The following is a 14,088-nucleotide window of genomic DNA, read 5'->3' as shown; positions in this document are numbered from 1 at the left end:
AATGTCATTCGTGGGTAGAATAGTGTCGACGGCAGCCCAAGTTCTGGAAAGCTGGGCAGCGCCGTTGTTTGCATTAGGGGGTCAACGCCTTAGCGGCGGCGACCCCTTCTGTTGCGCTTCGAACGCTGCTTGAGTGCCTCGGAAAGGCCGACAAGCGCCGTGAAGAACGAGACCAAAGCAGTCAGAAGCCTCACGAAATCAATCAAATCGGTCATGGGCATCACCTCCCATCAGATGGAGGGCGCTGCCCGGCACATGGAACTGCCGTCAACGATACCAATTCTATCAAAGCGCAGTTAGATATGCGAATGTTTGTTCGCATTTCAGAAGATCGGAACTCGGGTATGGCGAAGGAACAGTTCCTTTGCCATACCCGAGCTTGTCGCCGAACTGCTACCTACATTTTTCGAGTTATTCGGCCACGCTGCTGGTTCTGCATAAATGCACCACCGGGATTATCTGAGAGTTTTTGTCCTTATTTGAGCGCATACATGCCCATTTGCGCACTTACGTCACCGAATCAAACACCATTAGAGGTATGAATGTTCCTGCGAGGGCATCTTTAGCCATTTAACGACCTCCGACAGGCCGAATAACTCGAAATTTGTTGGTGGCGAAAGCGAGACAGTCCTATACGCCAAAAGCCGGCATCTCCCATGTGACAGAGGGGCTGTCCCTTTGTCACATTATTCGATTACGGTGCAGGAATTCTGCTTGTGCATGGTGGCAAGCATGTGTTTGGGGACGGCGTGGACCATGCAGCTGCCGATAGTCGCGCTCGCGGCGGCCTTGGCCGCGTCACTGCCATTCTTGGTGGCATAGCTGTGACGGAAACGCTTGAGCATGGCGATGTCGTTGCCGCCGTCGCCGTAGACCGCGACCTCATCCTCGGCAATACCGTAGTAGCCCGCCAGCCAAGCCACACTCTCGCCCTTGTTGCACGTCACGTCCGTGATCTCGAACATCACCGGATCGAACGGCGCGTTGACCACGCGATCCGATCGCTCGGCCAAATATGCCTTAAGGTCGCGCTCCAGCTCGGGCGAGGTCACGCGACAATTGATCTTGCATACATCGTGACGCAAGATATCGCCGATCGACTGATCGAAATACTGCTCCTCGTGATACCCGCCACGCGCACGCATGCCGCGCATCACGATGCGCTTGATAGGGCTGTCCTTTTTAAAGCCCGCCTGGTGCATCTCGAACGATCCGCTCGAAAACATGCCGTCGGGCGTGGAGCAGTCAAAACAGATATCCGGAAACTCCTTGAGCAGCTCCTCGGTGATCTGTGGGTCGATGGTCCAGGTCTTGAGCACCTCGCCATGGCTGTCACGCACGATGGATCCGTTGGAGCAGCAGGCGTCAAGCGCCAGGCCCGTAAAGCCATGCTCGCCAATCGGCAGCGTCGAGCGTCCGGTCGCGGGAACCACATACAGGCCAGCCTTGGTCAGCTCGCGGATGGCACGGCGGATGGTCCCATCCGCCTCGTGCAGGGCGTTCAGCAGCGTTCCGTCTAAGTCACTCGCAAACATCTTGATCATGGGCATGCCCCTCCTTCGTCTGCACGATATTGTAGACGAGAACGGGCACGCCCAAACAATGGCGTCCCGGCGCGACGTGCCACTGCCTCCACAAATTCACGGTGCCCCAGCGCCTTAAGACATTCGCCATAAGCGACTTTTCAGCCGATAAAACAGCGCTGTCATCAACGTCAGCACCGCCAACATTCCTGCGAGTACAATCGCCGGAGTCCATCGATCATATGCGAGCCCGTAAACCAATTGGCCAATAGGCATTGCGCAGGAAAGCGCCATGTAAACGAGTGCCAGCACTTTTCCGCAGAGTTCCTTTGGCGCTGACCGCTGAACGAATGAAACGACTTCAACCGATGTAACGCTTGCCCACGCCATGACCCATGCCGAGCCGGCCGCAAGCGCGACAAACGCAAATTCGTTAGGACCGCTCAGTAGCGTGACAATAATCGGTACGACTCCTAAACAGATCATCGCAACATATCGACATATGCCCTTGAAGGAAAAACGATGCGGCCAAATACCGACCAAACCACTGCCGACAAGACCACCTAAGCCCATAGCCACCTCAATAATCCCAACAAAGGATGACTGCATTCCGAGATGCTTTGCAACAATAACGGGAGCACCAATCGTTAACCCAACTAACGCAAGGTTCAAAATAGCCGCAATCAAAAACACAACGAGCAATGATGAGTTTTGAGACAGGTACCGAATCAACTCCCGAAAATCGTTTCGGCGTGTCGTACGAGTCGCGCCGTCTCCCATCGTTTCAGATGAGGCATTTTGCTTGAGTGCGCCCCCGAACAGCAGGGCTGAAATCGTAAACGTCAACGCCGCGGTTTCGCATAGAGTATCGATAGCAAAGCACCCATAGACTGCCGTCCCGACTACAGGCCCCAAGATATTGCTCATCATGATTATCTGCGAGACCAACGCAGTGGCACGCTCAACCTTTTCTTGGCCCGTCATACGCACCGCCTCAATTTGAAGCATCGGTTTCAGCAGCGATTGGATGCCATATTGGACGCAAAGCATTGCTGCCACGACAACCGCAAGAGGCAGCGAACGCTTCATGGGGATAAACAGCAGTGATGCAGCCATCAGAACAATGCCGAGTACCACAAGAACCCCGCGATGTCTTCCCCGATCCGCCAAAATCCCGCCAACCGGAGTCGCGAGCACGCCCGGTATGAACGCTATCGCCGCGACGGCGCCATATAACGTTGAGGAGCCGCTGCAATCGAACAAGTAAAGCGGACACGCAAAGCACAGTGCCGACAGCATCGAATACGCACACAGCTGTGCAACAAGAAGACCAAATAGCCTGATAGATCGCACTGTTTTTGGCGCCAATGAAACGCTAATTCTTCGCATCCCAGCCATAAGCCTGCCCCCAAATACATACTGTCAGTATGTATTTAATGACTTGAAAAGGGCAGCCGTGGCTACCCTCACAAATCAATTACATACCGTTGGTATCTATATTACCACCCGGCACGGTTCCATACGTCCCAAATCTGGGCCGTTGTCTGGAGCACTTCATTACCCAAATCAAGCCCCACCGCGGCCGCCATCTGCGCCAAACATTGTGCGCGAGCAAGCATTCGCTCCTTGGGCTCGAGCGGACGGAACAATGGCAGCAGCCAAAGATTCGCTAACAACGATACGGCCTCCGCTGCTTCGCGCGGGCATTCGCACGCAATGGAGCCGTCGGCGATGCCCTCCTCGATTACTGGCAAGAGATTGCCATCGGCCGACTCGTCAAACGAACCTTGGTACTGCATCGCCAGCAGCCGCGAGCTTTTTACCGGATCTGCCGCAGGATGCATGCGTGCCCATAGCTCAATTTGTGGAACGATAGACTCGGGCGCGTACAGTCGCTTGAGCTTTTGGGCTCCGGTCATATTGCCGATACCAAGCGTTGAGCGACGTTGCTCAACAATCGGAGCCATTGCTCGATCAAAAGCGGCGTTGAAAATCTCCTCTTTGCTCTTAAAGTGATGATAGACAGCGCCCTTGGTCATGCCATCGAGGCGGTCGACGATATCTTGAATGCTCGTCCCCTCATAACCCTGTGCGCAGAATAGCTCCAGCGCCGCGTCGAGAATCTTCGCGACCGTCTCCTCGGGATATTTATTACGCCCCATAATCTGTCCATCCGCAACGCAAGTCTTGTGCCTCATTGCAGTATTTTAACGTTGCGGATGGCAGGCGGTCGATTCTACACCGCGGCGGGGCCGTGTTCGCCGGTACGGATGCGGATAACTTCCTCGATCGACTCGACCCAGATCTTGCCGTCGCCGACGGCACCGGTGCGAGCGGCGCTGCAGATAATCTCGACAATGCCGTCGACATGTTCATCGGCGCAGATAAGGGTGAACTGCACCTTAGGGATCGTGTTGACAAGCAACTCGTTGCCGCGCACGTATTCCTTCCAGCCATGCTGTGCACCGCAGCCCTGCACCTGGTTGATAGTCATACCGCGAACATCGGCAGCAAACAGCGCGTCTTTAAGAACCTCAAGTTTCTCGGCGCGAACAATCGCCGTAATCTTCTTCATAGTGAATTCCTCTCTTTAATAAAGAAATGAATTGTCCCTCACATGGCACGGGTTTTCCAGGTGCCACAGACCAACCTTGTAGATCAGATAAGTACAACTAACAGGTCTTAGCAGGTTTCCCAAGTGCCGCAGATCGGCCTGAAAGAGGAGTGTCGCGTACTTAAGGTACGCAAACGACGATTGAAGGCCGAGGTGCAGTGCTTGGGGAAGCTGCTAATCGAGTCCGGAGAACGAAGGGTAGGCGCTCTCGCCGTGCTGACTCGCATCCAGGCCCAGCGCCTCATCGGCCTCGTCCACACGCAGACTGCCGTGGAACAGTGCCTTGACCACCGCGGCGATCACCAAATCGAGCACCAGCACAATAGCGACCGTCACCACAATGCCCAAAATCTGCGAGATGAGCAGCGACACGTCGCCCGTGTAGAGCAGGCCGCCCTTGCCGGTCCACGAAAGCTCCGGCACGCAGAACAGGCCCGTGAGCACGCCGCCCAAGATACCGCCGATACCGTGGCAACCGAACGCGTCGAGCGCATCGTCGTAGCCGAACTTGGTCTTAAGATGACTGATGGCCAAATAGCAGACGGGCGAGACGATCAGGCCCATGACCAGCGCTGCCCACGGCTCGACAAAGCCCGCGCCGGGCGTGACCACCACAAGGCCCGCAACCAGACCAGTGCTGGCGCCCACCAGCGTGGGGCGGCCGGTATGCACGCGCTCGACGGCAAGCCACGAGACCATGCCCGCCGCGCTGGCCGTCACGGTGTTGAGGATGGCGAGTGCCGCAACGGCGTCGGCCTTAAACTCGCTGCCGCCGTTAAAGCCAAACCAGCCAAACCAAAGCAGGCCGGCGCCCAGCGCCACAAACGGCACGTTATGCGGACGGTAGCTCACCATGCCAAAGCCACGACGACGTCCGAGCATTAAGCAGAGAATCAGGCCCGTGAGACCGGACGAAATGTGCACCACGTCGCCGCCGGCAAAGTCGAGCGCGCCGATCATGTCACCGATAAAGGAGCCCTCGCCGCCCCAGACCATGTGGGCGAGCGGCGCATAGACCACGAGCAGCCAAATGCCCAGGAAGGCCGTCATGGCACCGAACTTAACGCGGCCGGCCAGGCTGCCCGTGACGATAGCAGCCGTGATCATGGCAAACGCCATCTGGAAGGCGATGTTGATGATCTGAGGGTAGGCGGCACCGTCCGCGGCATTGCCCTCGGCCGCCTGCAGCACCTGGTTGAGCACCGGAAGGCACAGCAGCTGGTCAAGGCCTCCAATAAATGGACTCGAGTCGTCACCGCCATAGGCCAGCGACCAGCCGGCAACAATCCACAGCACACCAACCAGGCCAATGGCGCCAAAGCACATGAGCATGGTGTTGATGACATTTTTGCGCCTGGACAGGCCGCCATAGAAAAACGCCAGACCCGGTGTCATTAAAAACACGAGCATAGTGCAGATGAGCATAAACGTTGTCGATCCCGTATCGTACATTCGCTCCCCCTTAATCGCATGAACGTTGTCGGCGCCCATAATGCGGCCGAGGGGCAACTGGTGTAGACCAGATACGGCGTTGTTAAACGCTGCGTTGTCGAATGGAAACGGTGCCGCAATCTTGGAAACGGCACGGCAACGGACGCGAAACGGACGGGAAATACGCGAGCAAGGGAGCCGTGAGCGTGCCCGTCCCGGCTAGCGCCGAAACAGCTCGTGGGCGCGGTCGCGGAGATTAGTTGCTCGAATGACACCTTCGTAGCGATTGATGCGCAGGCGCGGGAAGGCGTTAAAGAAGCGTAGGTCGCGGCGGCTGAGTGACACACTCGGCACCGGACGGCTTATGCGCTTGCCGGCAAGGCGACGACTGAGCGACGGACGCGGCATGCTCGGCGCGGCATCGGCCACGCGGCGGGCAGCAAGTGCCAGGCCGCGAGCACCATCCGCGATAAACGTCGGCATTGAAGCCTTCTCGCGCAGGGCATCGAGCGCGGCGTCACCCAGCTCGGCCAGCCACGCGTTAACGGCACGGCTACGGATGTGCGTCTGCGCCACCGAGTCAATCGTCGATTCGGGAATGCGCTCGAGCATTGAGTCCGAGGCATCGGCAAGCGATTCGTTGATGCGATCGGCAAGGTCGGCGCGCACGCGCTCCAGCTGATCGGACAGACGCCGCCAGCTCGCCAACGAGCACACCGCGTCGACCATCATCGCGACCGCGACGATAAAGGCGGACAACCGCACAATCAGCACCGGCAGATGGCCAAGCAGCCCCAGCAATGCCGGCTCCACTAAACGGCAAATACACAACGCACCCAAGCCAAACGCGCAGGCCCAGTACAGACAGATGCGTCCGTGCAAGTTAAAAGGCAGGTGCGAGTAATCCCAAAAGCGAGCGCCCGTTGTTTTTTCCAACAGCACGCCTACGCTGTACTCAATCACGCTGCATACGAGCGCTGCAGCGACAAACTGGCTCGAGGCATCCGGAATCCCACGCAACAGCAGCCAGCAGGCAATGCCGCCCGCGCCATAGATGGGGCAGCACGGCCCCAGCAAAAAGCCACTGTTGGCAAATCGTCCGTGATTGAGCATGGCGCAGACCGTCGACTCCCATGCCCAACCGCAAAACCCGTAAAAGGCAAACGAGAGCACCAGCGCCGAGAGTGGGCAGGCGGCAAGCGTCGCGCCGCCAAACGCAATATCAATCGCGGTCCCCACCGTCTACCCTCTCCTCTTTTCGCTCGATGCTTTACTCACGCTATCGTCTGTCTCGTCCTTGCGCGGCAGGCGGCCGGCGATCGTCTCGCGCAGAGCACACCATTTATCCGCCAGACACACAATCCATGCCTCACGACACGCCGGTGGCACCGGCACCAGCGGAAACATATGCCGCACGATAATATTCCGCTCGCGCGGCGTCAGCTCAAAATCTTCCTCGGCACGCGCCAGAGCAAAAAATGGATGCCGGAATCCGTGCAGTCGATGGCTCGGGTCGGGATCGTGCCAGTCATAGAGAAAATAATCGTGTAACAGGGCTCCGCGCAGCAACGAGGCACGGTCGACCGAGACACCGACGCGGCCCAGGCGCTCGGCAAAAGACAGGCTCGCCCGCGCCACCGAGGTCACATGCGTATACACCGTCACATCGCCATGCTGGATAAACTCGCGCGTCAGGTCCAGACGGCCCGCCTGTGCCAGTTGACGGGCAGCATGGTCTACTTCGCGCGCGACTTTCTCGGCACGAACGGCATCGGACATGCTGCCTCCTTCCAGCGGCTCACGGCGGCAAGCCACGGCCTGTGCACAATCGATAAAAACATCATGGAACACATCAGTATGGCATCGGACAAAACGTTTTGCCCCACCAGTTGGCGAATTACCGCGCCGCCGTCACATATCAAACGCCAAAATGTGCGAGACTGTCTTGTGCAATTGTGCCGGCCGAGGGAGTGCCGGCGCACGATTCGCATGGAGTAACCCACAACGATGCTGCTTACGCAAACGACAACGCCCGAGGACGTCAAGGCTCTCGACCGCGCCGAGCTTCCGCTGCTCTGCGGCGAGATTCGCCACGCCATCCTCGAAAGCTCCGCCGCCGTCGGCGGGCACGTTGCCCCCAACTTGGGCGTCGTTGAGCTCACGGTCGCGCTCCATCGCGTGTTTAACTCCCCCACCGACAAAATTGTCTTTGACGTTTCGCACCAGACCTACGCCCACAAGGCGCTGACTGGGCGCGCGTACACTTATATCGATCCGGAGCGTTATGGTGAGGCTTCTGGCTTTGCCAATCCCGACGAGTCCGAGCACGACCTGTTCGCCATGGGCCATACCTCCACGTCGGTGAGCCTGGGCTGCGGCCTGGCGCACGCTCGTGACCTGGCGGACGACACGTATAACGTCATTACTGTTATTGGCGACGGCTCGCTTTCTGGCGGCCTGGCGTTTGAGGGCTTCAACAATGCCGCCGATCTCGACAGCAACCTGATCATCATCGTCAACGATAACGACCAGTCCATTGCCGAGAACCATGGCGGCCTGTATCGCAATCTGGCCGAGCTGCGCGCCAGCAACGGCGCCTGTGAGCGCAACGTTTTCCGCGCGATGGGGCTCGACTACCGCTATCTGGACGCCGGTAACGATGTGTTGGCCCTAGTCGACGCGCTGCAGGAACTGCGCAATATCGATCATCCCATCGTGCTGCACGTCTCCACCGCCAAGGGCAAGGGCTTTGAGCCGGCCCAGAACGACCCCGAGCGCTGGCATCACGTGGGTCCGTTTGACATGGCAACCGGGCGCAAGCTCTGCCCGGGCCATCCGAGCGAGCCTGCGCCGCGCACCTATGCCGACATTACGGGCGAGGCGCTCAGCGCCGCCATCGAGCGCGATCCACAGGTCGTTGGCATCACGGCCGCCACACCCTACATCATGGGCTTTACACCCGAGCTTCGCGCTGCCGCCGGCAAACAGTTCGTCGATGTGGGCATTGCCGAGGAGCACGCCGTGACCTTTGCCACCGCGCTTGCTCGCTCGGGTGCCAAGCCAGTCTTTGGTGTGTACGGCACGTTTTTGCAGCGCGCCTACGACGAGCTGTGGCACGACCTGTGCCTCAACGACGCCCCGGCGACCATCCTGGTGTTTGGCGCGTCAATCTTTGGCACTACGTCCGAGACGCATCTCTCGTTCTTTGATATTTCCATGCTGGGCGCCCTTCCCAATATGCGCTACCTAGCGCCGGCCTGCATGGAGGAATATCTGTCCATGCTGAGCTGGTCGCTCGACCATCGCGAGCATCCTGTGGCGATTCGCGTGCCTGGTATTGGCCTGGTAAGCCGTCCCGATCTGGCGCCCGCCGAAGACGCCGACTACAGCTCCGTTCGCTACAACGTGGTGCGCCAGGGTCGCAACGTTGCCGTGCTCGCGCTTGGCGATTTCTTTGAGCTGGGCGAGCGCGTGGCAAACCGCTTGGCTGCCGAGTACGGTATCGAGGCCACGCTCGTCAACCCGCGCTTTGCAACCGAGCTTGACCGTGAGTTCCTCGACAGTCTTGCCGCCGAGCATCGCGTTGTCGTCACCCTCGAGGACGGCATCTTGGACGGCGGCTGGGGTGAGCGTGTGGCATGTTATCTGGCATGCACGCCGTTGCGCACGCGCACCTTCGGCATCGCCAAGGGCTTCCCCGACCGCTACGACCCCAACGAACTGCTCGCTCAAAACGGCATGACGGTCGAGAACATGGCCGCCGAAGCCGCAAGACTACTCAACGAGTAAGAAAACCTCCGCAAGGGAAGCATCCCTGCGGAGGTTTTTGTTTTCGCGACGCGATTATCTCAATCTGTAACATCCAGGGCCCGAATTCCCGTCTAACTGTTACAGATTGAGACAAAACAGCGAGGCGGGCCGCCACATCTGCAAGAACCACCACAAAGGTGCCTGTCCCTTTTTGGTAGGAAGAATAACCCATAAGGTAAGTATGTTTCTGAGTTATTTCGTGTTGACCCATTTGAGCGCGATAGGGTATAACTCTACTCAACCGCTAGGGATTTTATTGAGAAAGGTGTTCTACCATGAGCAAGAACCTCTCCCAGCAGGTCGTTCTCGACCGCCGCGGCTTCGTTGCCGCCACCTTCGCAACCGTCGCCGGCCTTGGTCTTGCCGGCTGCTCCGACACCAGCGCCGAGGCCGACAAGGGTTCCGCCGCCGGCTCCTCCAAGAGCTCCGAGGATACCGAGGTTTCCGCCACGCTCGATGCCAAGGCATTCGACAAGCTCGTCAACGACGGCCCCAAGGCCGATGACGACGCCATCGCCGCCAGCACCTGGGCCACAGCCGTCAAGGACGCCGGCGTCTTTAAGATCGGCGGCGTTCAGACCTCTACGCTCTTCTCTCTCCTCAACGAGAAAGACGGTCAGACCCGCGGCTTCGATGCCGGTATCGCACAGCTCCTGTCCAACTACATCCTGGGCGAGAACAAGGTCGAGATCACCCAGGTGACCTCGGACACGCGCGAGTCTGTCCTGCAGAACGGCCAGGTCGACGCCGTCTTTGCCACCTACACCATTACCGACGAGCGCAAGAAGCTTGTCTCCTTTGCCGGTCCCTATTACTACACGCAGCAGGCCATCCTGGTGCTTGCCGATAACGACGACATCAAGAGCGTCGAAGACCTGGCCGACAAGAACGTCGCCGTCCAGTCCGGCTCCAACGGCCCCGCCATCCTGGAGGAGTTCGCTCCCAAGGCCAGCCAGCAGGAGTTCAAGACCGACGAGGAGGCCCGCCAGGCACTCCAGCAGGGCCGCGTTGACGCCTACGTCATCGATAACAACATGCAGCAGAGCGCCCTGGTCCGCGAGCCCGGTAAGTACAAGATCGCCGGCAAGCCCTTCGGCAGCAAGGAGCCCTATGGTATCGGTCTGCCGCTCGATTCCGACGGCGTCGCCTTTGTCAACGACTTCCTTAAGAAGATCGAGGACGACGGCACCTGGACTGAACTGTGGCAGATCTGCATCGGCGACCGTACGGGCGACACCAATGTTCCCGAGCTGCCCGAGATCGGCGCCTAGGCAGCGAGCCTGGTAACGGCCGCAACGAAACCATACGGAAACGCATGATGCGCTTTATTGCGGTAAACTGTTTCCTCACTGAGTTGTCGGGGCTTCCGTACACACGGGAGCCCCTTTCCTTACCGGCGGGAGGTCCGCATGAGTCTCTCCGAACTCTGGTCGCTCTATGGCCAGAACTATATCGACGCGCTGCTAGCAACCTGGGGCATGACGCTTGAGTCGTTTGCCATCGCCATGGTGCTGGCCGTCGCCGTCACCGTGATGCGCGTGTCGCCGCTCAAGCCGCTGCGCGTCTTTGGCGACCTGTATGTCCAGGTCTTCCGTAACATCCCCGGCATCGCGCTGCTCATCATCGTCGTCTATGCGCTGCCGCCGCTCAAGGTCGTCCTGCCCTACCGCACCTGCGTTATCGTCGCCACGGTCCTTTTGGGCTCGGCCTTTGGCTCCGAGAACTTTATGAGTGGCATCAACACCGTCGGCGTCGGCCAGGTGGAAGCCGCCCGCTCGCTCGGCATGAGCTTTAACCGTATCCTCGCCAAGATCGTGATTCCGCAGGCGCTGCGCTCGAGCGTGCTGCCCATGACCAACCTCTTTATCGCCGTCATGCTCACCACCGCACTCGGCAGCCAGGTGCCGCTTAAACCACAGGAGCTCACCGGCGTGGTGAGCTACATCAATACCCGCTCGCTCGGCGGCGTCGCCGCGTTCTTTATCTCGGCGCTCGGCTACCTGGGCACGGCCTTTGTGGTGAGCCACATTGGCAACTACATCGATAAGAAGGTGAGGATCCTCCGATGAGCAAGCACTCCTCCCCTGCGCTTACCATGCGCGATGCGCTCTACGAGGCTCCCGGCCCCAAGATGCGCGCCAAGATTCGCATCGGCACCGCCATCTCGCTTGTTGCCGTCGCCGTGCTCGCCGTCCTCGTGCTGCAGCGCTTTTATGTGACCGGCCAGCTTTCGGTCCACTATTGGTATTTCTTTACGCACCTCACCACCTGGAAGTTCCTGCTTGCCGGCTTTGAGGGCACGGTAAAGGTCGCGCTCACCGCAGGCGCCATCGCGCTGGTGCTGGGCTTAGCCCTTATGCTCGGCCGCATCAGCGACATTAAGCCGCTGCAGCTGGTCTGCCGCGTGCTCACCGATTTCTTCCGCGGCGTGCCGAGCCTGCTGTTCATCTACTTCTTCTTTTTGGTGCTGCCCCAGTACAAGATCGCACTGCCGTCGTTTTGGATGCTCACGCTTCCCGTCGCGCTCGCTGCCGCCGGCGTACTCGCCGAGATCTTCCGTGCCGGCGTCAACGCCGTGCCGCGCGGCCAGGTCGAAGCCGCCCAGGCACTCGGTCTCTCCAAAGCTAAAATCACCTTTAAAATCGTGTTGCCGCAGGCCATTCGGTTTATCATTCCGTCGTTGATTTCGCAGCTTGTGGTCGTAGTCAAAGACACCACCGTCGCCTATGTGGTGAGCTACCCCGACCTCATGCAAAACGCCCGCGTGCTCATTACCAACTACGACGCCCTCGTGTCGGTCTACCTGGTTATCGCGGTCATCTACATCCTCATCAACGTCGCGATCAACAAGGCCGCTGTCTATGTTTCGCACAAGACCGGCGCGACCATCATCCGCTAACGCTTTACCATTTCGAGTCATAAGGAGCCGAGCACCATGGCACAGAGCACCTCTTCCACCGGCAATCAGCCGCTGATCGAGCTCAGACACGTCGATAAGCACTATGGCGATCTACACGTCCTCAACGACATCAATCTCTCGGTCGACCGCGGCGAGGTCGTCGTTGTGATCGGGCCCTCGGGCTCGGGCAAGTCGACCATGTGCCGCACCATCAACCGCCTGGAAACCATCGACTCGGGCGAGATCCTCATCGAGGGCGAGCCCCTGCCACAGGAAGGCAAGGATCTTGCCCGCATGCGTGCCGAACTGGGCATGGTGTTTCAGCAGTTCAACCTGTTCGCACATATGACCGTACTGCAAAACGTCATGCTGGGGCCGGTCGATGTGCTGGGTGTCTCCAAGGACGAGGCCCGTGAGCGCGCCATGGACCTGCTGAGCCGCGTGGGCGTGGCCGAGCAGGCCGATAAGGTGCCCGCACAGCTCTCGGGCGGCCAGCAACAGCGCGTAGCCATCGCCCGCTCGCTTGCCATGCAACCCAAGGCCATGCTCTTTGACGAGCCCACGAGTGCCCTTGACCCCGAGATGATCAACGAGGTGCTCGAGGTCATGGTCCGTCTGGCCCAGCAGGGCATGACGATGATCGTCATCACGCACGAAATGAACTTTGCCCGCCGCGTGGCCGACCGCGTCGTGTTTATGGCCGACGGCCAGATTGTGGAAACCGGCACGCCCGACGAGTTCTTCGACCACCCCCAGACCAAGCGCGCCCAGGACTTCCTCAACTCCATCAAGGGCCACTAACCAGACCGCCCCGTGGGACAAATCCATCAGAAGTGTTGTCCCACGTCTCTCATGCGCCCCGTCACCTTCAGATTCGAAAGCAGCACCTATGATCGGAACTCGCACTTCATCGTCCTACACCCCGCATGTCGACGTCGCCCCCGCCGACCGTCCGCTCATCCTCGTCGCGCCGCGCTGGGAAGAGGCAGAGCCGTTTTTAACCGAGACGCTCTCCCCCAACGAGGAGATTGCGAGCGTCTTTGTCGATGCCATCCTTGCCGCCGGCGGCCTGCCGCTGCAGATGTCCATCACCGAGGACATTGAGGTCATCCGTCATTACGTCGATATCGCCGACGGCATCGCCATTCCCGGCGGCCCCGATGTCAATCCCAAGCGCTGGGGCGATGATCGACCCTACGACCCCACCCTCTGCTGCGAGATCCGCGATAGTTTTGAGTTTAAGCTGGTCAGCGAGGTGCTCCGCGCCAAAAAGCCACTCTTTACCACCTGCCGCGGCACGCAGCTGCTCAACGTCGCCACCGGCGGCACCCTGTGCATGGACGTGCCGAGCCTGGGTGCGCGCGAGGGTCGCACGCAGTGGCGTCACACCCACGTGCTCAACGATCCCGTGCATCCCGTCGAGGTCGTGCCGGGCTCGCTTCTGGAGCGCGCGCTTGGCGGGCACAGGCTGATCCAGACCAACTCCGCACACCACTGCTGCGTCGATCATCTGGGTAAAAGCACGCGCTTGGTCGCCAAGGCAACCGACGGCGTTCCCGAGTGCATCGAAGTCGAAGGCCAGCCTTTCTGCCTGGGCGTGCAATGGCATCCTGAGTACACGTGGAAGACGCTCGAGACCGACTTTAACCTGTGGAAGTCGTTTGTCGAGGCGGCGGCCAAGGTAAAGCAGGCCCGCTAGCCCGCAAACCACTCAGGTTATAGCCTCCTAAGCCAGGGGGGTGTTCCTATAGTTTTGTCAACTGGGCAATGCTGTTTTCGAGATTGAATCGCGACATGCTAACGCCAGGCCT

General features: G+C 59.3%; 14 protein-coding genes. 6 read left to right on the top strand and 8 right to left on the bottom strand.

The features are described from left to right. Window positions 1-89: 89 nt before the first annotated feature. The 8 genes from PMX60_RS08415 to PMX60_RS08380 all read right to left on the bottom strand — a co-directional run bounded on the left by PMX60_RS08415 (window position 90) and on the right by PMX60_RS08380 (window position 7,347). Window positions 90-215, bottom strand: coding sequence for a hypothetical protein (locus PMX60_RS08415; protein WP_022094649.1), 126 nt, complete (start codon window positions 213-215; stop codon window positions 90-92). Between the two features lie 471 nt (window positions 216-686). Continuing rightward, window positions 687-1,544, bottom strand: coding sequence for an HAD-IIB family hydrolase (locus tag PMX60_RS08410; RefSeq protein WP_271747543.1), 858 nt, complete (start codon window positions 1,542-1,544; stop codon window positions 687-689). A 114-nt stretch (window positions 1,545-1,658) separates the two neighbouring features. Then, window positions 1,659-2,921 carry an MFS transporter gene (locus PMX60_RS08405; RefSeq protein ID WP_271747542.1) on the bottom strand — a complete coding sequence of 421 codons (1,263 nt, stop codon included), beginning with the start codon at window positions 2,919-2,921 and terminating at the stop codon, window positions 1,659-1,661. 101 nt (window positions 2,922-3,022) lie between these two features. Beyond that, on the bottom strand, window positions 3,023-3,685 hold the full coding sequence (locus tag PMX60_RS08400; protein ID WP_271747540.1) for a TetR/AcrR family transcriptional regulator: 663 nt from the start codon (window positions 3,683-3,685) through the stop codon (window positions 3,023-3,025). 74 nt (window positions 3,686-3,759) lie between these two features. Then, on the bottom strand, window positions 3,760-4,098 hold the full coding sequence (locus tag PMX60_RS08395; RefSeq protein WP_271747539.1) for a P-II family nitrogen regulator: 339 nt from the start codon (window positions 4,096-4,098) through the stop codon (window positions 3,760-3,762). Window positions 4,099-4,311: 213 nt separating this feature from the next. Next, window positions 4,312-5,589, bottom strand: coding sequence for an ammonium transporter (locus PMX60_RS08390; protein ID WP_271747538.1), 1,278 nt, complete (start codon window positions 5,587-5,589; stop codon window positions 4,312-4,314). Between the two features lie 198 nt (window positions 5,590-5,787). Further along, a complete protein-coding gene (locus tag PMX60_RS08385; protein ID WP_271747537.1) occupies window positions 5,788-6,807 on the bottom strand; it encodes a putative ABC transporter permease in 1,020 nt (339 codons plus the stop codon). 3 nt (window positions 6,808-6,810) lie between these two features. Beyond that, window positions 6,811-7,347: an HD domain-containing protein gene (locus PMX60_RS08380; protein WP_271747536.1), complete on the bottom strand. Its 537-nt coding sequence runs from the start codon at window positions 7,345-7,347 to the stop codon at window positions 6,811-6,813. A 228-nt stretch (window positions 7,348-7,575) separates the two neighbouring features. Here PMX60_RS08380 and PMX60_RS08375 point away from each other — a divergent pair, with 228 nt between their 5' ends. The 6 genes from PMX60_RS08375 (at window position 7,576) to PMX60_RS08350 (ending at window position 13,976) form a co-directional block, all read left to right on the top strand. After that, window positions 7,576-9,357 (top strand): 1-deoxy-D-xylulose-5-phosphate synthase, encoded by a 1,782-nt coding sequence (locus PMX60_RS08375; RefSeq protein ID WP_271747535.1) that lies wholly within the window; start codon window positions 7,576-7,578, stop codon window positions 9,355-9,357. A gap of 296 nt (window positions 9,358-9,653) precedes the next feature. Continuing rightward, a complete protein-coding gene (locus PMX60_RS08370; protein ID WP_271747534.1) occupies window positions 9,654-10,649 on the top strand; it encodes a glutamate ABC transporter substrate-binding protein in 996 nt (331 codons plus the stop codon). 138 nt (window positions 10,650-10,787) lie between these two features. Next, window positions 10,788-11,447, top strand: coding sequence for an amino acid ABC transporter permease (locus PMX60_RS08365; RefSeq protein ID WP_006234894.1), 660 nt, complete (start codon window positions 10,788-10,790; stop codon window positions 11,445-11,447). Further along, entirely contained in the window at window positions 11,444-12,277 is an 834-nt protein-coding gene (locus PMX60_RS08360; protein ID WP_271747533.1) for an amino acid ABC transporter permease, read from the top strand. The genes PMX60_RS08365 and PMX60_RS08360 overlap by 4 nt, the downstream gene beginning before the upstream one ends. A 36-nt stretch (window positions 12,278-12,313) precedes the next feature. Further along, entirely contained in the window at window positions 12,314-13,078 is a 765-nt protein-coding gene (locus PMX60_RS08355) for an amino acid ABC transporter ATP-binding protein (RefSeq protein ID WP_006234892.1), read from the top strand. A gap of 88 nt (window positions 13,079-13,166) precedes the next feature. Continuing rightward, window positions 13,167-13,976 (top strand): gamma-glutamyl-gamma-aminobutyrate hydrolase family protein, encoded by an 810-nt coding sequence (locus PMX60_RS08350; RefSeq protein ID WP_271747532.1) that lies wholly within the window; start codon window positions 13,167-13,169, stop codon window positions 13,974-13,976. The last annotated feature ends 112 nt before the right edge of the window (window positions 13,977-14,088 follow it).

The sequence above is a fragment of the Collinsella aerofaciens genome (genome assembly GCF_028206995.1).
Taxonomy (GTDB): domain Bacteria; phylum Actinomycetota; class Coriobacteriia; order Coriobacteriales; family Coriobacteriaceae; genus Collinsella; species Collinsella aerofaciens_AQ.
Note: the sequence above shows the minus strand (reverse complement) of the source record. Positions and strands in the feature narration are given on the sequence as shown.

Bases quoted from the DNA above. Each gene is read 5' to 3' on its own strand.
- PMX60_RS08415 (WP_022094649.1), bottom strand. From the start codon at position 215: ATGACCGATTTGATTGATTTCGTGAGGCTTCTGACTGCTTTGGTCTCG.
- PMX60_RS08410 (WP_271747543.1), bottom strand. From the start codon at position 1,544: ATGATCAAGATGTTTGCGAGTGACTTAGACGGAACGCTGCTGAACGCC.
- PMX60_RS08405 (WP_271747542.1), bottom strand. From the start codon at position 2,921: ATGGCTGGGATGCGAAGAATTAGCGTTTCATTGGCGCCAAAAACAGTG.
- PMX60_RS08400 (WP_271747540.1), bottom strand. From the start codon at position 3,685: ATGGGGCGTAATAAATATCCCGAGGAGACGGTCGCGAAGATTCTCGAC.
- PMX60_RS08395 (WP_271747539.1), bottom strand. From the start codon at position 4,098: ATGAAGAAGATTACGGCGATTGTTCGCGCCGAGAAACTTGAGGTTCTT.
- PMX60_RS08390 (WP_271747538.1), bottom strand. From the start codon at position 5,589: ATGTACGATACGGGATCGACAACGTTTATGCTCATCTGCACTATGCTC.
- PMX60_RS08380 (WP_271747536.1), bottom strand. From the start codon at position 7,347: ATGTCCGATGCCGTTCGTGCCGAGAAAGTCGCGCGCGAAGTAGACCAT.
- PMX60_RS08375 (WP_271747535.1), top strand. From the start codon at position 7,576: ATGCTGCTTACGCAAACGACAACGCCCGAGGACGTCAAGGCTCTCGAC.
- PMX60_RS08370 (WP_271747534.1), top strand. From the start codon at position 9,654: ATGAGCAAGAACCTCTCCCAGCAGGTCGTTCTCGACCGCCGCGGCTTC.
- PMX60_RS08365 (WP_006234894.1), top strand. From the start codon at position 10,788: ATGAGTCTCTCCGAACTCTGGTCGCTCTATGGCCAGAACTATATCGAC.
- PMX60_RS08360 (WP_271747533.1), top strand. From the start codon at position 11,444: ATGAGCAAGCACTCCTCCCCTGCGCTTACCATGCGCGATGCGCTCTAC.
- PMX60_RS08355 (WP_006234892.1), top strand. From the start codon at position 12,314: ATGGCACAGAGCACCTCTTCCACCGGCAATCAGCCGCTGATCGAGCTC.
- PMX60_RS08350 (WP_271747532.1), top strand. From the start codon at position 13,167: ATGATCGGAACTCGCACTTCATCGTCCTACACCCCGCATGTCGACGTC.